Source organism: Alloprevotella rava (assembly GCF_014195585.1).
Lineage (GTDB): Bacteria > Bacteroidota > Bacteroidia > Bacteroidales > Bacteroidaceae > Alloprevotella > Alloprevotella rava.
This window is the reverse complement of the sequence record NZ_JACICA010000009.1, coordinates 23,648-44,749: the sequence shown is the minus strand read 5'-3', so window position 1 is coordinate 44,749 and position 21,102 is coordinate 23,648. Positions and strand designations below refer to the sequence as shown.

15 protein-coding genes and 2 pseudogenes are annotated in these 21,102 nt (G+C 40.2%); 5 read left to right on the top strand and 12 right to left on the bottom strand.

Translation table 11 applies throughout. The features are described 5' to 3' along the window. Positions 1-6 precede the first annotated feature (6 nt). Genes FHS60_RS07975 through FHS60_RS07960 form a run of 4 tightly spaced genes read left to right on the top strand, consistent with a single transcriptional unit; the run spans position 7 to position 5,352 of the window. Positions 7-1,359 carry a DNA methyltransferase gene (locus tag FHS60_RS07975; protein WP_183697402.1) on the top strand — a complete coding sequence of 451 codons (1,353 nt, stop codon included), beginning with the start codon at positions 7-9 and terminating at the stop codon, positions 1,357-1,359. A 4-nt stretch (positions 1,360-1,363) separates the two neighbouring features. Then, complete coding sequence (locus FHS60_RS07970; protein WP_183697397.1) at positions 1,364-2,359, top strand: phosphoribosyltransferase-like protein; 996 nt, start codon at positions 1,364-1,366, stop codon at positions 2,357-2,359. 3 nt (positions 2,360-2,362) lie between these two features. Then, complete coding sequence (locus tag FHS60_RS07965) at positions 2,363-4,384, top strand: ORC-CDC6 family AAA ATPase (RefSeq protein ID WP_183697393.1); 2,022 nt, start codon at positions 2,363-2,365, stop codon at positions 4,382-4,384. Then, positions 4,381-5,352 carry a hypothetical protein gene (locus tag FHS60_RS07960; RefSeq protein ID WP_183697390.1) on the top strand — a complete coding sequence of 324 codons (972 nt, stop codon included), beginning with the start codon at positions 4,381-4,383 and terminating at the stop codon, positions 5,350-5,352. Before FHS60_RS07965 ends, FHS60_RS07960 begins: the two co-directional genes overlap by 4 nt. A 92-nt stretch (positions 5,353-5,444) precedes the next feature. On the opposite strand, the gene FHS60_RS07955 is transcribed toward FHS60_RS07960, so the two are convergent. From FHS60_RS07955 to FHS60_RS07900, 12 genes and pseudogenes are all read right to left on the bottom strand, one after another. After that, on the bottom strand, positions 5,445-6,380 hold the full coding sequence (locus FHS60_RS07955) for an IS982 family transposase (RefSeq protein WP_183697387.1): 936 nt from the start codon (positions 6,378-6,380) through the stop codon (positions 5,445-5,447). A gap of 227 nt (positions 6,381-6,607) precedes the next feature. Then, on the bottom strand, positions 6,608-7,303 hold the full coding sequence (locus FHS60_RS07950; RefSeq protein WP_183697385.1) for a hypothetical protein: 696 nt from the start codon (positions 7,301-7,303) through the stop codon (positions 6,608-6,610). Further along, a pseudogene (locus tag FHS60_RS07945) lies at positions 7,300-8,218 on the bottom strand (relaxase/mobilization nuclease domain-containing protein). The gene FHS60_RS07950 and the pseudogene FHS60_RS07945 overlap by 4 nt, the downstream one beginning before the upstream one ends. Then, the gene (locus FHS60_RS07940) at positions 8,215-8,568 is read right to left on the bottom strand and encodes a MobC family plasmid mobilization relaxosome protein (RefSeq protein WP_183697381.1); all 354 of its coding nucleotides are present in this window, start codon (positions 8,566-8,568) and stop codon (positions 8,215-8,217) included. The pseudogene FHS60_RS07945 and the gene FHS60_RS07940 overlap by 4 nt, the downstream one beginning before the upstream one ends. A 100-nt stretch (positions 8,569-8,668) precedes the next feature. Next, positions 8,669-9,730 (bottom strand): DUF6371 domain-containing protein, encoded by a 1,062-nt coding sequence (locus FHS60_RS07935; RefSeq protein WP_183697379.1) that lies wholly within the window; start codon positions 9,728-9,730, stop codon positions 8,669-8,671. A 97-nt stretch (positions 9,731-9,827) separates the two neighbouring features. Beyond that, positions 9,828-11,204, bottom strand: coding sequence for a DUF3987 domain-containing protein (locus FHS60_RS07930; protein WP_183697376.1), 1,377 nt, complete (start codon positions 11,202-11,204; stop codon positions 9,828-9,830). Positions 11,205-11,210: 6 nt separating this feature from the next. Beyond that, a complete protein-coding gene (locus tag FHS60_RS07925) occupies positions 11,211-11,573 on the bottom strand; it encodes a helix-turn-helix domain-containing protein (RefSeq protein ID WP_183697373.1) in 363 nt (120 codons plus the stop codon). 81 nt (positions 11,574-11,654) lie between these two features. Continuing rightward, positions 11,655-12,389 (bottom strand): mobilization protein, encoded by a 735-nt coding sequence (locus tag FHS60_RS07920; protein WP_183697370.1) that lies wholly within the window; start codon positions 12,387-12,389, stop codon positions 11,655-11,657. 100 nt (positions 12,390-12,489) lie between these two features. Next, positions 12,490-13,593, bottom strand: a complete 1,104-nt coding sequence (locus tag FHS60_RS07915) for a site-specific integrase (protein WP_183697367.1) — start codon at positions 13,591-13,593, stop codon at positions 12,490-12,492. An 87-nt stretch (positions 13,594-13,680) separates the two neighbouring features. Beyond that, positions 13,681-14,583 carry a helix-turn-helix domain-containing protein gene (locus FHS60_RS07910; RefSeq protein WP_183697365.1) on the bottom strand — a complete coding sequence of 301 codons (903 nt, stop codon included), beginning with the start codon at positions 14,581-14,583 and terminating at the stop codon, positions 13,681-13,683. Between the two features lie 245 nt (positions 14,584-14,828). Further along, positions 14,829-16,235: a tRNA uridine-5-carboxymethylaminomethyl(34) synthesis GTPase MnmE gene (gene mnmE / locus FHS60_RS07905; RefSeq protein WP_183697362.1), complete on the bottom strand. Its 1,407-nt coding sequence runs from the start codon at positions 16,233-16,235 to the stop codon at positions 14,829-14,831. Positions 16,236-16,316: 81 nt separating this feature from the next. Then, entirely contained in the window at positions 16,317-20,816 is a 4,500-nt protein-coding gene (locus tag FHS60_RS07900) for a translocation/assembly module TamB domain-containing protein (RefSeq protein ID WP_183697359.1), read from the bottom strand. Between the two features lie 76 nt (positions 20,817-20,892). Here FHS60_RS07900 and FHS60_RS10355 point away from each other — a divergent pair. After that, positions 20,893-20,991 (top strand): annotated as a pseudogene (locus FHS60_RS10355) (IS982 family transposase); the annotation flags it as partial. Positions 20,992-21,102 lie beyond the last annotated feature (111 nt).

The window sequence follows — 21,102 nt, the reverse complement described above, 5'->3', positions numbered from 1 at the left end:
AAACAAATGACAGAAGAAGAATTGAAACATAGAATAGAACAATATCGTTCTGATTATTCTGAACGATGCGAACCTATTCATATTAACTTTCGGCAGCTTGTGCCAGAACTCAACAATAACGAAAGGTACTCTCATTTAATTCATTCATATCCTGCAAAGCTGTTGACTAATATCCCATATTTTTTTCTACAAACTGATTATTTCTGTCCAAAAGAGGGAATCGTACTTGATCCTTTTTGTGGTACAGGGACAGTTATGCTAGAATCGAACATTTCTGGAAGAAAAGCTCTTGGTGCTGACGCAAATCCATTGGCTGTACTGATATCACAAGTGAAGACAACATATGTCCCTTCGAATGAACTGCAGGCCACATTGAGCTCGGTGATGACAAGTGCCAGAAGGAGTAATACTGAAATTACCTTTAGTACAAAAAATATTGAGCGATGGTTTTCATCAAGTACCATTCAACAATTAGCCAGACTGGAAGAAGCTATCAGTAAAATTGGTAATGAGAAACAAAGACGTTTTTTTATGCTTACCTTTTCAAGCATAGTCAAAAAGGTAAGCTTTGCTGATCCAAGTATCTCTGTTCCTGTTAAGTTGAATCCAGAAAGATTGGCAAAAAACTCAACTCGTAAGAAAGCAGCTACATTTAAGTTGAAGACACTTCAATGTATTGATGTGTTTGAAAAATTTGAAACGATATGCAAACTCAATATAAAGCGTATAGAATCATTGGCAACTATCAAGGAAAAGGGTATAACAACAGAGATTATCTCACATGATGCCCGTAAGCTGACTGAGACTTACGGTAAAAGTGAAATACTGGAGGATGAGAGTGTGGATCTTATTCTTACTTCTCCTCCATATGCAGGTGCTCAAAAGTATATCCGTTCATCATGGTTAAATCTTTATTGGCTTGGCAGAAAGTTGCCAGAGGAAATTCGCTTGCTCAAAAATAAGAACATTGGACGTGAAGATTATCATAGAGCAGAATTTAAAAAGAAAATTAAAACTAATATACCAGCTGCTGATACTGTGCTACAATCCCTTTACAAGGAAGGTAAATATGAGCGAGCATATATTGTGGGTAACTATTTGAACGAGATGAAACTTGCATTAGACGAGAGTGTACGTGTGTTGAAGAAGGATGGTTATATGATAATAGTCATTGGCAATAATACGGTTTGTAACCGTCCGTTTGACACTCAAGACTATCTTACTACATATTTACAGATAAAAGGCATGCATCTAGAGTTTAAACTGATTGACGATATCAAATCGTATGGTTTGATGACAAAAAGGAATAAAACAGCTAGTACAATAACGAGTGAATGGATATTGGTATTTAAGAAGTAAAATAATGATACATACTGATTACGATAGGCAAATAGAAATCCTAAACTCCACATTATGGGAATCACGAGCATTGAGGCCTAGGATTGATGAATGGCTTAATAATTTTGAGACCGATGAAGAGAAAGAATATGCATTGTATATGCTTTCTCGACTTATGTTTTTTAATTCCTCAAATATTCGTCAACTTTTGAAATCACTATATCGAGATCTTTTTCAATATCCAATTGTCGAGGATATACGTAGAACTAATGCTGATACATTGGACGCAAACTTGATAGAGGATTTATATCGGGAGGAGCTCAACCGTACCAGATTTTTGGGCGTTGGTAATCCTTCTGAAAGCGGTGTGCATTTACTGTATTATTTTCGACAAGAAAACAGAATATCAAAAGATCTCTTTGTAAATACAGATGATTTGGTGATTTATGAAAAGGATGGGAATGGTAATCTTCAACCCAAGTTGAGAGAGAAATACAAGGAGGTAAAGAGATTTGTTTTTATTGATGACCTTTGTGGATCAGGAGATCAAGCCACCAATAATACTTCGAATGTACATAGGTGCGTTACAAATCTTCGTTTTTTTGCTAAGGAGGCGAAAATATCCTATCTAATGCTTTTTGGTACGACAAAAGGTATAGAGGTTGTTAGAAATAGTGGCCTTTATGATGATGCGCAAGCTGTAGTAGAACTAGATGAAAGTTACAAGTGTTTCGGCGATAAGTCAAGGTACTTTAATGATGGTATTCATAAAAGAGATGTTGCAGAAGGAATAGCACATCGGTATGGCCGTCAAATTTGGGATAAATATTTATCTCTTTTGGGAAAAGATAAAGCCGTTCGCGAAAAAATTGCAGATGAGTTTGCACTTGGTTTTAAAAATAGTCAGCTACTCATAAGCATGCACCATAATACGCCAGATAATACGCTTCCAATAATTTGGTTTGATGAAGAAGAAAGTATTTGGATACCGATTTTTAAACGCTATAATAAAGAATATTGAGTTATGATTAAGAACCCTTTCGATGTCACAAAAGCGGTAGACTATACCAATGACGATATTTATAAGTATTGGGTAGATCTTGATAAAGAAAACCATGGTTTCAATACTTTGATTGAACCAGAGTCTCTTATGCCTAAGATTATAGTCGGAAGTAAAGGTAGTGGCAAAACTCATGTGATGAAATATTTCTCCTATGAGTTGCAGAAAATTCGTTGCAAAGCAGAATCCAATACAATGCAAATGGGATTAGCCAATGAGAAATTCATCGGTATATATATTCGCTGCAGTGGCTTCAACTCTGATAAATTTAGCGGGAAGAACATATCTGATGATATGTGGGCTCTTCTATATTCTTATTTCTGGGAACTATGGATTGGTGAAAGATTGCTTGATGTCCTTATTGACTTGCAAGAGAATGGCTCATTGGGGGATGTTGATGAGTCATCAATCGTTAGTGACATATTAGAAATATTTTTAAAACCTAAAGACGGAATTTATTCATTCAAAGAATTAAATGCGTACTTCCTTGAACTTCAAAGAAATGTTGACTACCAAGTTCAGAACTTTATGTTCCTGGGGCAGGATAAACCTGATGTGGAAATCCTTTTATCTCATTCTAGTTTGACATACGGTATTCCAGCATTGCTAAGATCAAAAGTAAAGTTCTTCAGCAATAAATATATCCTGTATCTTATCGATGAAATGGAGAATTTCTCTGTTACTCAGCAGCAGTTGATACAAACATTGATAAGAGAAAAGCCTGTAGCTTGCACATTTAGAATTGGGACTCGACCATATGGCATTAGAACACTTAAAACTCTTAAAGGAGTGGAGGAAAATCGTGATGGTTCAGAATTTAAAGGCGTGGTTTTAGATGAATTTCTCCGTGACTATAAGGGGTATCGTCAGTATGTAACAAGCATTCTTGAAAATAGATTATATAATAGTGGCATCTCTCTTGCGAAAAATTTCAAGATTTCGGAACTTATTGAAGAACAAACAAACGATGATATTATCCGTGCCGTTGCTGAGAAGAAAGATAAGCAAAGTAGATCGGCTCTTGCCTATCTGGATACAAATATCAAGAAACTTAATATCGATGATGATGCTGCTAAAATAATCATGGACAATATTTCCTTTCCTGATGATATTCTATTAGAAAGAACCAGTATCATGCTGATGTATAGAGCCATAAAAAAATGGAAGCGAAACGATTCCTTAGACGATTTAATTAAATCGTCCAAAGAAATACGTGATTCAGCAAAGCGTTATTACGAAAATAAGGATAAAGACACGCAACATGCAAGAGTCCTTGAAAAATATAAAAAGGATCTTATAGACAGCTTAGCAAGAGAAGGAAGAGTGGAGATTCCTTACAATGGTATTGATAAGTTGATTGATCTGTCATGTGGTACTCCTCGTACTATTCTTTGCTTACTTAAAGCCGCGTTTAATAACCAATATTATAATACAGGGAAGATTCCTTTTGAGGAAGGACGAAAACTTTCCATACGCTCTCAGCGCATAGGTATAGAGAGCACATACGATTGGTTCTTTGAAGAGAATAGAATACCATCACAGGACAAAGTGCATGCTACAGATGCAATTATGAGAATAGGAAACTATTTGAGAAAGGCTCGTTTTTCAGATGTTCCACCTCAATGCAGTATTAATATCTTCACATTGAATGCAAGCGAATTATCAGAACCAGCACGTCAGATATTTGAGATCCTTGTAAGCTATTCATATATCGTGCAGACTGACGAACGTAGACAAATTAACTCAGACAATAAAACTCATGTATATACATTGAATACAATTTTATATCCTAAATATGAGTTAGCGTTAGCGAAAAGAGGTGCGGTAAATTTTACAGCAGAAATAGCTGAACTTTTTTTCAATCTTACGATGAAGGATAAGTATGATGATTATGTAGCTACAAGACTGAAGGGATATAATTTCCCATTTAACATAAACATGGAAGAAGTACAATCTAAATCTCTATTTGATTTTAAAGACCAATGAATTATTCCTATTTTTATAAGAGCAACTATAAGAATGTAGCAGAGCTTAAATTGCTGCCTAAATATGATTTATTCATCTCAAGTTACGTAAATTCACATCGAGTAATTGAGCCCTCAGAACATATTCCAACAGACCGAAAGGTTTGGTTCTTTTCTACTGAGGATGGTCCTGATTTATTTCTATCTGGAAAAGAGAAAATCAAGATAAGTGCTAATGAAGACTATGCAACATTTATGCAGGCACTTAAAGATTTTAAGTTGATAGGTAAACGTATATGTGTTGATGCAACGGGATTTAAAATCCCATATCTAATGTATCTTATGAGATGTATGGTTGCATTTAAAATCAAAAAGTTTGATATTATCTATACAGAACCAACTTTGTACAGAGAAGCCGAAAATACTCGATTCTCAGATATATTTAACGAGGTAAAGCTAATTGAGGGAATGAAAGGGCTTAATACATCCCGCAATGATAATGATCTCTTAATAATTGCAGCAGGATATGATCATAGCCGTATTGCAGATGTCGCTAATGACCGTAAGAGTTGTAAGAAGAAGGTCCTTCTATTTGGTTTCCCAGCTGTTAGTCCAGGTATGTTTCAAGAAAATATTCTTCGTGCGTATAAAGCTGAGGAAGCAATTGCTACAGAGTGCTTTAAAGATATGGATTCTAATATCTATGCACCAGCTTATGACCCATTTGTTACAGCTCAGGCTATCAATGAATATATTCAGAGACAACAAAATAGCAGTCATAAGAATTTTACAAGTATCTATTTAGCTCCACTTTCAACAAAACCACATGCTATTGGTATGGCTCTTTACTTTCTTTGGGAACTGGGTTGGGAGAAAAGTATCAATCTTATCTACCCTTTTTGTCAACAATACATTGTAGATAATTCCGATGGCATTGCCCGAGTTTGGAGATACGAGATAGAATTACCTACTTACCCCAATTCGGTTTAAGAACCGCTCTTTCATGAGTTTCTTAAACCGCACACGCATCCTTTCGGCCTTGACCTAAAACCGAAGTATAATTGTTTCACGCAAATTATAGGTTAGAATAACGTGAGCTGTTTTACACCCTGCTTTGCATCCCTCTCAAACTCCATATTGATGGAAGGCTTTGTGTCGTAGAAAGCATATGCAGCTATGCCAGCTAAAAGGTTAACGATGAAATTAGAGATACTTCTATGGCGTGTGTGAACTATCTGTGCAATGTTCTTCAACATATCATTGATAGTCTCTATGATACTTCTCTTGCGAAGCATGATTTTATCATGCACATCCATTAATCTGTTCTTCATATTAGTCCGTATTCCTGTTACGATGTGTACACCTCTATCAAAGAGTAAAGCAAAAAGTGATTGAGAAATATAACCTTTATCGGCATATAATTTTCCAAACAGATCCTTCGTCAAATCGTTGAATACTTTTGGGTTACGGTCGTCTACATTGGCTCGGGTTAGAGCAAAATTGAGTAGTTCTCCTCGTTCATTACACAAAAGATGAAGTTTGAATCCATAGTACCATCCCATCGTACTTTTCCCCTTTTGGGCATAACCTTTGAATACGCGATTACGGGATTGTCTCTTGTTGTCGCACACAGGAATACGTGTAGAATCGATAAAGGTTATCCCTGTGCATTCTCCCATTAATCCCAGTTTGAGAAAGAGCAATAGGGGTATTGCAACACGAGGTATACGCTCAACAAAGCGTGTATAAGAGAGTAGATTGGGAAACTCTTTTTTTAGTTCTCGGCAAACATAAAAGAGATAGAAATGTTTGAAATTCCGAAATGTATTGCTGTGGAACAAAATAAGAATTGTGATCATTTCAGCATCACTCATCCGCCCTTTTCTCTTGCGATGTTTTGGACTATTGGCAGAGGGATTTGAGAGCGAAAGAGAGGTTTTGTTCAATTCTAAATTATATTCTTTGCAGAAATCATCTGCAATACAATAGATTTCCGTAACTTTGCTGACAAGTTTCATGAGGATTGTTATTTTGTTATATGATTGATTATCAACAGTAAATATACAAAAAACAATCCTCTTTTTAGGCTTTTATTAAAACTTTTTTTGAGGAAAAAGAAGAACTGCTTATCCCGAATTGGGGTTACTTAATATAAGTATTGTGTATACTTGAATAGCTTTGCCCCAAAAATACTATATCAAAATAACTCCCCACTCATTAAGCAATCGCTCGTGAGTGGGGATCTTTACTTATTTAGCCTCATAGATATTTCTGCCCATTCCTTAGATAGCTGTTGTTGTTTGATTTGCAGTTCGGCTTGGCGTTGGACTGCGAGTTCGTAATTGCTGACTTGGTGGCGTAGTTGGTGAATGGAGTCGGAGGAGTCTTCGGAAGAGAAGAGACTGTCGAGATGGGCGATAGTGGGGCTATTATAGCCTTGCTCCATACGTATGATGCGGTAGCGGAGAGCATAGCTTTCGAGAGTCTGATTGGCATTGCGAAGATACACTGCCCAGCCGATAGTGCAAGTGAGGAGAATGATTGATATACCCCAGATGAGCCACTCCATCCATCGCTTGACATCAAAGAGGTAGTACTTCTTGATCTCTGGAGGAGATTGAGTTTCTTGGATTTTCTCGGATAGAGAGGCAATGTTTTCGGCTTGTTGCTCTTGAGTCTTTGTGATGTCATCTTTGATTTCTCGGATTCGTTTACCAAGGACGATAGCGACATCTGTTAGTTCATTCTTGAATTTGCCATCTATCTCAATCTTTTGCCCGATGAGGCGTGCTACATCCGTAAGAGAGATGCCGTCCTCTTCTGATGATGTAGTTGTTGAGATTGGTTGAGATGCAAGGTTGGAGATACTCGTTTTGAGTTCTCTGTTCTGTTGCTTGATTTCCTCGAGTACTTCTAGGAGGATGTTCATTTGGTCGTTCATAATCTTCTACGTTTTAGTTTCTTATTAGCTTGATTTCTTAGTTTACGTTGGAATACGAGTTCTGCGACATCTACGGCAGGCGCATTGCTATCGAAAAGACCCTCGCCAAGGTCTTCTATGGCTTCACCCAGCTCTCCGATAAAACTTTCTGTTTCAGAAGAGGGGTGAGGCGAAGAAAGAGCTTGCTTTGCATTCTGTTCTAAAGCAAAGGTGAGTTTGGAGTAGCTACATGAGCGGTCGATGTGTGAACCACTAAAACTTACGCCATCTTTGCTGAAGAGTATGCCCTCTACCTGATCGCTCTGTCCTTTTGTCTTGAATTGTATGTCTATCCCTTGGCGTTTCAGAGCGGAAGAGAGTTCGTCCCAATTCTGGCATCGAGGTAATACGGCTCTGATAGTATCGAAGATTTCATACAGAAGTCGGTCATTCCCTCGAAGCCTATGACGTTTTACTGCCTCTTTTCCTTCGCCCCATTTCAACTGGTTAGCCTCGGTGATTTCTTTGCAGATCTTTGTTGAGCGATACTTCTCGTTGCTGTCGGAAATTGTTTTCCCGTTGTTGTCTATACGATTGATACAGATGTGTACGTGGGGATGCTCTCTGTCAAGGTGGCGCACAATGAGGTACTGAGTATCTCCGTAGCCCATTTTCTGCAAGTATTGTAGTGCTAAGTTATTCATCGTCCAGTCGTCCAGCATCTTCAGCCGAGAAACTCAGGATGGTATGACAGACAGGCTTCTTCACATTAGGACGCATTGAGGCTTGTAGTGCAAAGTCGTTGGCTATCTCGTGAGACGAAGCATCCCTCCTAACTCCTTCTGCATAGAGAACTCTCGCTTTTCCCTCTTGCTTCCCGAGGACATAGGCAAGCACTCCAGAAAAGGATGTTCCTTTGATTATCTTGACTATCATGATTTCAGAGCTTTGAGCTGTTCATCAACTAAAAGCTTGAGCATTCGTAACTCAGTCGATATGGTAGAGATCCCAAAAGTGTGAAGGCGATGAGCAATTTGGTTGATGTTGTTTGCTATGCCTGAGAGCTGGCGTATCTCTCGCATCTGCTCAGGCGTAACTCTGGGCTTGATGGAACTTTCTGAGATGAGCATTCTCAGAAATTCATTCTTATTGATACCAGCCTCTGAGGCTTTACTTTTGAGGGTGAAGTACTCCATCGTATTCAGTTTGAGTAGGACGGAATAGCTTCTCTTCTCGGATAGTTTTTTAGTGGGGCGTCCCCCTTTCTTTTTGTCTTCTGTTGTCATTGTTTCTTTCGTTTTTATTGATGAGACCATCGGGATTATTTCGCCTTGTTTGATGGGCATTGAGTAGGTTTTGGGTTACCCAAAACACAAACTTGCTTCTCTACCTATGCAGTCTTCTCTTCTGTGGAAGAGGTTGTGCCAATCTTTGCTCTTTCACGACCTGAAGCCCGAGTTTATCAACCAAAAGTTGGAGGTTGGGATTTTGCCGAATGAGGTCTTTCAGCACACTAGTTTGTGTTTTGATTTGGAGGAGATAATCGGCAATATCGCAGCCAGCTTGCTGGTCTTGAAGAGGAGCGTGTTTCTCCAAATAATCAAAGAGCTGCACCTCCATTCCGAGGCTCTGCATCATCTTTAGTTTCTCTTGCCAATAGTCCGTTGCTCCGAGGTCGGGAAAGAGAACTACCTGACGCCCGAAGAGGGGGACGAGATTGCTGCTTTTGAAACATCCATGCTTTCCGCTAGTTGCCAGCCACAGATATTGAGGTAGATAATGAGAGGCAATAAGTGCCGTCTTTTCGCTCTCAACCAGAGCGATTGGTTTCTGCTTGTCGGCATCAAGAAGATGTTCTCCGAAAAAGCATTGACTAAGGTTGTAGTTTGGAGATTTGAGCAGACTATGTACCCATGTGATGTGGTTGAAAGGTTGCTTTACTCGCTTGCCAGTCTCTGGATTGTAGAGCATAATCTTGCCTGTTCTGACTCTTCCGATAGTGTCTATCTGCCAGAATATGGTTGCTCCTTCCCAATGTTTAGATGTGCCAACGTGATAACGATGTACCAATTGGAGTGCTTCGTCCTCTCCAAGTTGTTCGGAAAGAAAGCAATAGAGGTTGTTATGCTTATATCCTCTCAAGGTCTGCTCCATCGTTGCTTTCTCAATGAAGGATGGCGGTAGAGTGATTGGTGTCGGTTTGTAGTCGGTGCTATCAGACGAATACAACTCTTCTTTCGCTAATGAATGCTCGGTAAAGTAATCTTTGGGTGTCAAGTGGTAGCCACAACGCTGTTCGTGATCGCAACGTCCTACGTTATCAGGGAACTCGATTTTTCCCTCTGTGTCTATGTAGCGAGCAAAGCATCTGGGACGTTCGCAGGCTGGGCAGGTGTGGCGTGTGCGCACACCTTTATATGGTTCTAATTTGAATCTATAATTGCTCATTGATAAATTTGATTTGAATAGCACACTATCTGCACTTTGTACACTTTCGGGTTAATAAGGAATAGGGAAATGCTGATAATGCAGAAAGTGCGCTGGGTTAAACATTGAGTTTATGGTAAAGTCCGTGTCGCTCCTTAGCGAAGAGGTGTCCGATATTACGACTGAGAAAATCCTTAAAAGCCCTCTCTTTCATCCCCAATCGCTCGGCAATACTCAGGGCTTCGGCAGTCTGAAAGGATGCTGGCAGTTCGGCAAGGAGTTGTTGCTGTTGCTGAGTGAGCTGAATACCTGCAATCTCTGAGTGCACTTGCTGTGCCGAATGGAGAAAATACTCGGTAAGAGTGATGGCTCGTTCCACAGAAACGAGGTCAATCTCGGTTTTATCTCCCTCGGAACACGCCCAATGAGCCATTTGGATGATGAGACAAAAGCGAATGACATACACTTCCAACTTACAGTAGACTCCGACGAGAGTTTCGTTGGGTTCGGTATCGCAAAGCTTGGCATGCTCCTCTTGCCACATATAAAGTCTAGCCTTAGCATCTTCGGCAAAAGGGATAATCTCAGGAAGTAGTTCGCCCTCTTCGTCTTTGGAGCAAGGCATCTCAATAAGTTGCTGAATGATACTCGACCATCGTCCTTCAGTGCTTTCGAGAAGTTCTGTTTTGCTCCATCGTGCTTTCTGCTGTAGGTTGGGCATCACAAAAAGAATACGATCTATAAAGCCGTTACTGGAGCGTTCTCCTTTGGATAGCTCTCCGAGGATCTTCTTTTGGATGGTGCCTACAACAGAGATAAAGGGACGCTTGATAAAGATGGAACTCCGATTTCCCTTGCGATCACTGATGGTTGCCTTGGCACTGAACACAGAGAGCCAAAACTGCTCCTCGGAACCGCTATTGTAGCGATTGAAGTTCTTGAACCAAGCCGAGAGTTCATCCGTCCACAAGCAAAGACCTCGCTTATTCTGAGCATGGATAAAACTCAAACCTTCGGGCGTGATGTCAGAGACGATAAATCTTCTTCGTATCGGTTCTGTAGGTTGCTCTGAATAACCAGCCTCTATACGCTCCTTACGGCTCATTCGTACAACATAGTCATACTCAGAGTAGGCTTGTTCGTAGAGTTTATTCTCCTGATAGTCAAAGTCAAGAAAAGGCTTCATCGCAAAACTAAGAGGATGACTTTTGTTCGTGCCTGGGCGTCCGACTAATGCCACATAAAGCATTGCACTCTCTTGCCACCCTCGTTTGAGTTGGACAAGATGCGTATTCCCTATGCCAACAGCGATAGCCACCAGCATTGCCGATGCGATATAGTCGATAGGAAAACCTTGACACTCGTGGACTTCTGCAATGATGTTTCGTATCTCAGAGGGAAAGATACCAATGGGAAAAGCAGAGTCAGAGAATGACAATCCCAATTCGATGGCTTTATCCAGCAGGACTTCTGGCACGATTGTTTGTTCTCCCATAGCCCATTATCCTTTGAATGATTTAGGCTTGTGTCGGATGCCTACTCTTATAGAGGATAATTGTTCCTCTGAGGAGGGCGTATAAGTGATGCCTTTACGTCCGCTTTCTACCCATTGCAGTAGCTCTTCTTTATAGAAATAGAGCTTCTTGCCTCGTTTGTAAGCAGGGATAATCCCCTTACGGACGAGAGCATAGATGGTAGGTTTTGCTTTTTGAATGACTTCGCACGCTTCATCTATACCAATGAGAGACTTCTCCTCAGGTATAGGAGGGCGCAGTGCCGAAACCATCTCTTTGATGGCGGAGACCTGTTCGGTCAGATACGTTACCGCTTCAGGTAACTTGTCGAATGTAATTTCTTTGTCCATGTTCGCAAATAAATTTGTGCAGGTTGCCCTGCGGGTTTCTGATTATTTGCGAGCAAAGGAAATCGGTGTTCTCTCGGTGCGCTACAACACCTTCAAGTAACTTTTGGATAACTTTTCTAATGGGGTTGAATGCTCATCAATGACAAGGTCTTTACAGAGATGAATAAGGTATTTCCCCTCTGTATTGGTGAGCTTTCGTTGGATAGAACTCACCTCTACATCTTTCAAGGTATGGGCAAAAGTGTGTTTGAGGAAAAGGGCTATATCCTCTCTTTTCTTTCCGAAAGGGCGAGATATGTTCCATCCGAAGTGCATTAGATCAATGCTTTTGAGTTGGGAGGATACTTTGATGTTTTGGCTATTCTCTACGCTCCATTCAGAGGATAGATAGTGAATGATCTGTTCGCAAAGTTTTGTCAGCTCTTCCTCGCTCATATAGGCTGCAAGTGTCCTTTGGGTATAGGAGGTGACGACTTCCATTTTCTTTTGCTCTTCTCTTGCCTTTACTTGAAAAGCCTCTTGACGAAACTGTTCATAGTTGGAAGGCAATGGAGAGGGGATAGTTGTCTTCGGAGGTTCGATGACCTCTCTCTCCTGAGGTCTGAAGATATGCCCGAAGAATTCTTCGAGCAATGATTGCACCGCCAGAAAGAGCAAAAAGAAGATTACGGAACAAATAAGAAAAATGCAGAACGCAGTAAAGCCGTCCGCTCCACAACTCAAAGTAGTAGAACGAACGGCAAGGGACAATAGGGCAATACACCCGAGGGTGATTATTTGAGGAATATAGTTATCGTTAATGCTTGATGGTTTCATACTTATCTATGCTTTGGTGCAAACATAGACAAGTATTCATCACCATTCATTACTTAGGGAAATAGCAGGAACTATAGGGAAAAGGAAGTAAATACAAGTTTCACTTTAGAGAAATCTTCTCAGCCGTTTCACGCTTTTTCGAGTTCACAAGATCAGCATAGATTTGAGTCGTGGAGACGTTCTTATGCGTTAGCATCTTGGATACCGTGTAGATGTCTGTACCTAATGAAATTTGTATCACAGCATAAGAATGGCGGAAGCAGTGGAAGGTGATATGCTTCGTGATACCTGCTTGCTTGATCCATTTCTTTAGCGGATAGTTTATCATGCTTCGCTGTAAGCCCCTAAAGACTTTGCCCGAACTCGGTTCGCCACACAATTCATAGGCTTCGTAGCTGATAGGGAGAGTGGCTTCGGTCGAAGTTTTCTGTGTCTTGATACGAATACAATACCCTTGGTCTGGAGCAAGTTCAAAGTCTTCCCAGCAGAGGTTCAGAATATCACTGATACGTAATCCTGTAAGGCAGGAGAAGAGGGAGGCTCGTTTAAGAACCTCGTGTTCACAAGGTGTTTGTGCCAATAACTTCACCTCATCAAGGGTTAGATACTCTTTCTTGACCTCCTTAGCCTCTATCTTGTCCAAGAAATCATTGATATTCTCTCTCAGCCATTTGTCTCGGTAGGCAATCTTCAGCAATCCCCGAAAGGTGGAGAAGTAGCCCGATGCCGAATTAACGGACACTTTCCCTTTTCGTTTGAGTTGCTTGGCATTGAGGAGATACTCTCGAAAGCCTTGACAAAGTTCTATTGTCACATCTCCGAAGGTGCAATGTCCTTGCACATAGTTATAGAAATGTTGATAGACGATGCGCCACTTCTGATCTTTCTTTCGGCACATCTTCAAGAAGTAGGCAAGGAAATCGGTTTTCATTTTAGTCCTATCAAGGAACCCGAACTCCTCATTGATGAGCGACTGAACACGAATACAACGGATGGCTTCGGCTTTGTTCAGCATATCATTATTGAACGAACGCTCCATCTCATTCTTGGGATGGGCGTATAGATAGATGCCCAGATACTCTCGTCTTGTCATCTGCATTGTCTCGGGATTACGGATAGCAGGATAGTAGTCCAAATAAAGCGAAATCCGTCCGCTGTCATACAATTTCTGTCTCAATGTTACTTTAGTACATGTATGTCTCATACTTTTATTGATTAGTGGGTGATACTTATTGTTTGTCTGCAAAAGAAATCAGTGTTCTTTCGGTGGGGCAAAGCACCGAGAAATAACTTATCGAATGATGGTTGGTGGTTGTAATGCTTCATCGAGTTCTCGCTGGGAGATAAGGACATTACGCCCTTGTTTCACCTTCGGTATGTTGTGTTGCTTGGTGTAGTGATAGAGTTGGTCACGAGTGAGACCATACTTAGCCATCGCCTCTTTGACGGTGTAGTAACTCGGTGCGGTGGCATCAAGTCCCCCTTTGGTTTCTTCTACATGTCGAGTCGAGTAATGACTCTTTCCTTTGACCTTCTTCTTGGGAATGTTGTGGTCAAAGACGAAATTATAGACCGCTGTAATAGTCATACCAAAGCGAGCCGATATATCTTCGGCTGTACACCATTCGGTAATGGAAGCATCGGGAGCTTTCTTCGCAAAGTAGGCATCGATGTGTCGTTTGCTCCAATAGGTCTTTCCTCGGTTATGAGTACGAGGGATATTCTCTCGCTTAGCTATCGCAAAGAGAGCTGCACGAGAAATGTCGTAGGTATCGCATACCTCGTCGGTTGTATATAGTTCAGTGATTACAATCGCATCTCGGGGCTGTCGCTTTTCATAAGGTCGCTCCGCCAGCATCTGTTCTATGTCTTCACGCTTGACGATTGAGCGTTGAGAACTCATATTATAAGCCCTCAACCGCCCTGAGTAGATATACCTATATATCGTATGTCTACTGATACCCAGCAATCGCCCTGCTTCTGCAATGGAGAGGTAAGGTTTGTCTATGAGGTCTTTGACTTTCTTCTCTTGCTCATTAACCTCAGTTCGCTGTACTCGTTCTTCTCTTCGTCTGCTTTTATAGGCTCTGCTATTACATTGGTGTGAGCAGTATTTGGTCGTAGTCTTCCATGCTACAAACTCCTGTTTGCAGTGCTCACATACTTTTTTGATTGGAATTTTGCTCGCTGTCATTTCGCTATATTCTTGTTGTGTACTGTCTATTGGTGTAGCACCATGTCTCATTTGTCCAGTATCTCGGTATATACGCGAGGGGTTGGAGGGTTGGCGAGCTGCTTGCGGTACAAATAAGGTACAAGAATGAGCGAAAGAACGGCTCCGAATGATGCCTAACGAAGAGAAAGAGCAAAAAGAAAGGCGCTCATAATGAACGCCTTTTCGATATTTGGTGATATTTGATTATCGGTTGTAATTAGAAATTACTTGCCGATACAGAATTTGGAGAAGATATTGGAGAGGACCTCTTGAGTATTTACTTCTCCAACAATTTCAGAGAGTGCGCGAATACAGGATCGCAAATCTTCGCTGATCAGTTCACCCGACAAGCCAAGGTGGAGAGCGGAAAGAGCTTGCTCAATAGATTTTTTTGCACGATTAAATGCGTCGTAGTGGCGAAGATTTGTTACGACAATAGAAGAGGTGGCCCCTTCAAACTTTGTACGATCAATGAGTGTAGGAAAAATGTTTTGGAGGCGAGAGATGTCTTTCTCTTGATGGGCAGTCATCATGATTTTGTGAGTTTCTTTGGGACAACTTTTCAGTAGTTTCTCAACGCTTTCTTTTATCTTCGCTGCGCCTTGTGGGGTATCAGCTGCTAAATCGCATTTGTTGATGACCAATACTAACTGTTTATTCTCACAATGGGGGAGAATGCGTTCAGATAAATCTTGAATATCGTTTTCGAGGAATAAAGCATCAATGACCCATAGTACTATATCAGCCTTTTCTAGTTGAACGTAGCTTCGCTCAATCCCCAATCGTTCAATAGTGTCAGTCGTATTGCGTAAACCTGCCGTGTCAATGAATCTGAATGGTATTCCTTCGATGTTTACAACATCTTCAATGATGTCTCGCGTCGTTCCATGAATATTACTGACAATAGCTTTCTCTTCTCCCACTAGCGCATTTAAGATAGTAGACTTACCTGCATTGGTTTGGCCTATAATGGCTACCGGTATACCATTTTTTATGGCATTTCCAAAGCGGAAACTCTTCAATAGCTGAGCGATGTGTTTGTTGATGTCAGTGGCGATTTTGGTGAGCTCTGTTCGATCTGCAAATACTAAGTCTTCGTGGTCAGAAAAGTCAAGTTCTAACTCTAGTAGTGATGTCAGATGCAGCAACTTATCTCGAAGGTTTTTCAGTGCCATACTGTAGTTCCCCCTCATCTGATTCATGGCCAAGTGATGAGAGGCTTTTGTCGATGATGTGATCAAATCTGCTACAGCTTCCGCTTGACTAAGATCCATCTTCCCATTGAGGAAGGCACGTTTTGTAAATTCTCCAGGTTCAGCCATTGCGCATCCAGCTTGAATAAGTAATTCAATGCAACGCTGTAGTATGTATTTAGAGCCATGACACGATATCTCTATTGCATCCTCTCCAGAGTAGGAATGTGGCGCAAGAAAAATGCTGACCAACACCTCGTCCAATACGCAATCTTCGTCTATTATATGTCCAAAGACAATAGTGTTCGCTGAACGGTTCTTTAACGGACGGTCAAAGATATGTTCTGTAATTTCGATAGCTTTAGGCCCTGATACACGTACAATTCCCAAAGCTCCTTCTGGAGCTGTTGATATGGCGCAAATGGTAGTATTTTCCATTTTTTCTGGTAACTTATTGATCTGTTCGAAAAAGTGATGGCGGAGTGACGCTTTTCTATAGTGTAATTTTTTATATGAGTGCTAACGTTTCTTCTTTTGTGACGAACGAGAAGGTTTCAGCCATCGGAAGAGTTCTCCCATGTTATTGAAATCTCGTTTAAGCAAGATCCCAATTCCCTGCGTGGTAAGTGTAGATTGAGTGAAGTATCTGTCGTTAGTTTCACTGTATGCTTTCAAACTTAAACTCCCTCTTTTCGTAAGAAAGTATTGTACGTTAAAGTCACCAACAAAGTTTGTTGTATTATAAGTGTTGTCTCGGTAACCAAAGTTTCCATTGATAAGTAAACGGTTATTGAGTAGACGCCCACTTAGCAAACCTTCCACTTCCATAGTGTTAGTGCCTAAAGATCCTGTTGAAAGATTTGCACCAAAAGTCCAGTTTGAAGTGTTCATTACATTGGAAATGATGCTATTAAATTGGTTTGAAAGAGTAGATGATAAAAACGATTTCATTGCTGCTCCTGTTTGAGTTTCATTACTATTTGTCGCTATTTGTGAGTGATTCGGGGCGTAGAATCTACCAACTCCAAGAAGGTAAATAATTTGCATATTCATATCTTCTTCAGTTGCAATCAGACGTCTTACCATTTGCTTCTCGTCTTCATTCACATTTGGCAAATCAAGGTCGAAGTTTACTTCAGGCTTCTGTACTTTTCCCCGGAAATTCAGCAGGCAATTCACGCGTGTCGTATTTGTACTGAAATTCCTTCCGATATTTAAGTCGGCAAGTGAAGCAGAATTGATGGCATATACAGCTTGCATATTGAGGTCGCCCTGATACGGGGCGCCATTGAAGATTATTTTACTGCCTTGGGTAAAGGAAAAGTCTTTTCGTATGATATTCTGGATACTCATTTTATAGGTCCCACTCTCAATCGTATAAGTTCCATACATATTGAAACTACCTTTATTATAATAGTTAACACGTATTGGGCCGCTTCCATGCGTAGTAATGGCATCGCTCGTTTTTTCGTTCATAATCACCTTTATTGTGGCGTCTGGTGTGACGTCAAAAAGCATATTCATACGGATGTTAGTAGAACTGCTCTCTGTGCTGTCTTTGAGTATTTTTGTCGGCTCTTGCTTTTCGAAGGACAAGAACGGAAAGGAATGTGTACTATCTTTGTGCGTCCCAAACCTGATAAAGGGAACATTAGTGAAATTATCCGGGCTGTTGACCATATAAGTAAATACCGTACCTCTTTCTGGGCGCATATTCAAATCTATCTGCAAATTATTAGGGAAGCCTTTCAGTGCTACGTGTCCTGTTCCATAAGCAGTAGCATAGAAGGGGAGATCTATATTTGGAGGCAGATTGAATACATGTAGTTGTTTTGCTTCTATATCAAAGTTATAGCGCAAATCCTTTAGGTGCGTATGTTGTAAGGTACCATTAACTGTTCCATTTCCTCCTTTTTCATCAGATATAGTAAAGTTGTGGAAAGAGAATATTCCAGGTTGAATCGTTACGTGTCCATTGCTTATAAGATATGATCCTCCTGTCGCTTGAATTTTTGCTTTTGCCCATGCATCCACATCTCCCTCAAAATCTAAATCTTTGAGAGGGCCAAAGATGCGGCAATATCCCGTTCCTCTTCCTTGGAAATTATCAAAGATTCCACTGATATAACGATTCAAAAATACTAAGTTTGTTTTCTGACTATTGATGTCTAGTTGTAATTGTTTCTGATGCAGATTGACATATCCCTTTACTTTCGTTCTAGCTGTATCACCATCAACGATATCTCCATCAAGATTGATTTGCTCATTAGGGAAGTCAAAGCTTCCCAATAGATGTAGATCACCAAGAGGTCCATCGTTTAGATAGAAGTCTGGAATGTGTAAATCTGCAGAAAGTTGGTTGCCTCTTTGACCATGGGAAAGACTTGCTGTTCCTGATGCTTTCCCCGTAAAATCTACTGCGTGAAAGTCCACAAGATTCATGATGTAAGCTACATCTATCTTTTCTAGTTCAGCACAAATTGAGTCCTTCGGGCTGGAGGATAGTTTTCCAAAAATATTTAGTTTTTGGTCGGCGTGTCTTATTGAAAAAACTCTAATGTCAAGACTCTTTTGCATGTAAGCAAGTTGGCCTTTGTCAATATCCCAGATACTATCTCCTATGTGAAAGTTAGTAGGGTGAATATCAATGTTGATAAGTTTTCCTTCGTTTGAGAATTTAGTAGTAAATTTTAACGAGCCTCCAATTTCGTGATTTCTATTCTCATCCCAATAGACATTTGTTAGTACTTTTCCCATTTCTGTTTTTCCGTCAATGACCATTTGGATATCGGTTTCTCCAAAGGTTTTCTTAGCTTGTAGTAATAGTTCGCTATATTCTTCTTTACTGTTGAAGTACAAGCTTATATATTTCAGTTTAAGCTCATTGTATGAGATGTCTTTTGTATCGAAAACAACAGATGTGGCATTCCCTTCTTGATTAATATAGCCTCGGAGTGTCGTGATACTTGATGTGTACACGCGGATATTGAGGAGACGGCGGAAAATATCCGTTTTCTTTATTTGTACATTAAAAGCCCATTTGTCTTCTTTCCCTTTTACTGTCGGTTTTTTAAGGCCTTGGACTGATTTAGACAAGATATGGAGTACACACCTTTTGACCCTCTGTAAATCCATTGGCCCTTGGATGTCTGCATCTGCAAAGTCGCTTCTCAGGTGTAAGGACTGTGTAGTGGTTGAGATATTTAGTTGCTGACACTGATAGGCGGAATCAGTATTAAACATATTAAAGTTGCGTATTTGTAACTGGGCAACAGGATTTTTGAAGTCCATATCCTTCAATGTTCCTTTAAGCGATGTAGAAAAGCTGGCTTTTCCAAAGTGTTGTGTCAGGTGTAGAGCGGATGGGGTCAGCTTGTGAATATCTGCTATTACGCGGATATTCTGGGGTATCAACTTTTCAAGATTTCCCTCAATGTTTGCTCCTAGTAGCGCATTGGGGTCTGTTGATTTGAGATTTACAGCAAAATGCTGCTTTGCTAGTTTTAGCTGGCTTGCAACACCGTGGTAGAGATAGTTGTTATACTCAAACTTCTCCAAATTTATATTGGCATTTGCTTCTGGTGTTTGTTTGTCAAGCAACATCTCTCCTTTGAGTTTGAATGTTATTTGAGAGGGGAGTTCTTTCTTTCCTATCATTTCGGCTAATGCAAAATCTTTTCCTTCAATATTTCCTGATAGTCGTTTGCCTTTATAAGCAAGCTCTTCATTGAAGTTTCCAATGCTAGTTTTCAATAGACCTTTAGCTAAATAGGATTCGCCGAATTTTATTCGTGCAATGCCAGAGTACTCAACATTTCCTATGCGCGTGAGAATAGCGGGCATTTGTTTGTGGCTGAAATGCGTAAAAAGTTTCTCTCCCAAAAACTGTGTTAGTGAGAACTGGCGGATGTTTAGGGCTAGGTTGTTGATTTCTCCTTTTGTTCTATTTAGCGCAACAGAAGCTAATAGAGTTAGATTCTTATTTTGGTTCTTTATTCGAATATTGTTGAATTTTAACCTATTGTTGTTCACCGAGTAATCAGTGGATAGTGAAAAAGTTTCTTTAAGATCTTTAAGCACAGGAAGAGCAAAAGCAAAGTCCTCCGTTGACAGCTGGGCTTGATCTATAATGCCTCGGCATGTAAGGGTATGTCCAAGTGTTTGTGTAGAGCTGTCATCGTATGTAAAAATGATACGACTTTGATTTATAAAAGAGTTTGACAACCGTAAATCGAAGTTTGTCAGCACTGCTTTATGATGGTTGGCAACAAGCCGGAGCGTTAGTTTTTCAACATCCAAACCGCTTCGCTCCTCAAATGCGAGAGCACGCACACGAAGATTGATACTATCTGGAGTGAGACGTTTTAAACTAATATTGGAACTAATATCTCTTACAGAGAGGTGAGAAAAATTGATTTTCCCAGGAGTCTGTGCTTTGTGCCATTCATTCCAGGTGAGATTGACACGGCGCAAGATAATACTATTGATACGAAGATTTAGTGCAGCTTCTTTTTTCTCCTCCTTTGATTTCAGTGCATCGATGATGAATTGGAAATTCGTGGGGGAGTTCGCCGTTTTCTTATAGAGTTGTATATTTGCGTCTAAGAGCGAAATAGTTCTTAGAGAAATCTCTCCCCATAGTAGCGGTTTTATTTCAATTTTAGCTGTTGCCAATTCGCATCCAAGTAAGGGGTGCTGGCTTTGGTCCTTTATTTTTAGGTCTTTAATGATGACGCGATTAAACAGACCTATATTGATACCACCAATTGTTACCGTGGTGTGTAACTTCTCTGACAATGCTTCTTGAATACCATTTGCTATGATGCGTTGAGTTAGAGAGAAGTTTATTACAAATAATATGAGTAGGTATAGACTAAGCACTATACCTACCACCCATTGTATTATTTTTCCTAATGATTTGATTGCTTCAAAAATTTGTAAGGCAAAATTACGAAAATTACATGACACATTTATACTTGCAAGTTCTTTTCGAGTGCCTTTTTTGCCTAATAACCTCAATTCGGGATAAGCAGTTCCTCTTTTTAGGCTTTTATTGAAACTTTTTTGAGGAAAAGGAAAAACTGCTTATCCCGAATTGAGGTTATTAGGGGGCATTGCAGCCTATTGCCTATTTCCAAAGAAACCATCTATCAATGTACAAAGGACAATTGACACACAGCTTGCTCTGTTCTGAATTCGTCGAACTCACGTTATTTTATAAAATAGAATATAAAGAAAAGCTGTAAATGAAAGAAGTCCGCATAAAACACAGACTTTTCCTGCTGTTGTTATTAAGCAAATCGCC

Coding starts and splice junctions, on each gene's coding strand:
- FHS60_RS07975 (WP_183697402.1), top strand. CDS start 7: ATGACAGAAGAAGAATTGAAACATAGAATAGAACAATATCGTTCTGAT.
- FHS60_RS07970 (WP_183697397.1), top strand. CDS start 1,364: ATGATACATACTGATTACGATAGGCAAATAGAAATCCTAAACTCCACA.
- FHS60_RS07965 (WP_183697393.1), top strand. CDS start 2,363: ATGATTAAGAACCCTTTCGATGTCACAAAAGCGGTAGACTATACCAAT.
- FHS60_RS07960 (WP_183697390.1), top strand. CDS start 4,381: ATGAATTATTCCTATTTTTATAAGAGCAACTATAAGAATGTAGCAGAG.
- FHS60_RS07955 (WP_183697387.1), bottom strand. CDS start 6,380: ATGAAACTTGTCAGCAAAGTTACGGAAATCTATTGTATTGCAGATGAT.
- FHS60_RS07950 (WP_183697385.1), bottom strand. CDS start 7,303: ATGAACGACCAAATGAACATCCTCCTAGAAGTACTCGAGGAAATCAAG.
- FHS60_RS07940 (WP_183697381.1), bottom strand. CDS start 8,568: ATGACAACAGAAGACAAAAAGAAAGGGGGACGCCCCACTAAAAAACTA.
- FHS60_RS07935 (WP_183697379.1), bottom strand. CDS start 9,730: ATGAGCAATTATAGATTCAAATTAGAACCATATAAAGGTGTGCGCACA.
- FHS60_RS07930 (WP_183697376.1), bottom strand. CDS start 11,204: ATGGGAGAACAAACAATCGTGCCAGAAGTCCTGCTGGATAAAGCCATC.
- FHS60_RS07925 (WP_183697373.1), bottom strand. CDS start 11,573: ATGGACAAAGAAATTACATTCGACAAGTTACCTGAAGCGGTAACGTAT.
- FHS60_RS07920 (WP_183697370.1), bottom strand. CDS start 12,389: ATGAAACCATCAAGCATTAACGATAACTATATTCCTCAAATAATCACC.
- FHS60_RS07915 (WP_183697367.1), bottom strand. CDS start 13,593: ATGAGACATACATGTACTAAAGTAACATTGAGACAGAAATTGTATGAC.
- FHS60_RS07910 (WP_183697365.1), bottom strand. CDS start 14,583: ATGACAGCGAGCAAAATTCCAATCAAAAAAGTATGTGAGCACTGCAAA.
- mnmE (WP_183697362.1), bottom strand. CDS start 16,235: ATGGAAAATACTACCATTTGCGCCATATCAACAGCTCCAGAAGGAGCT.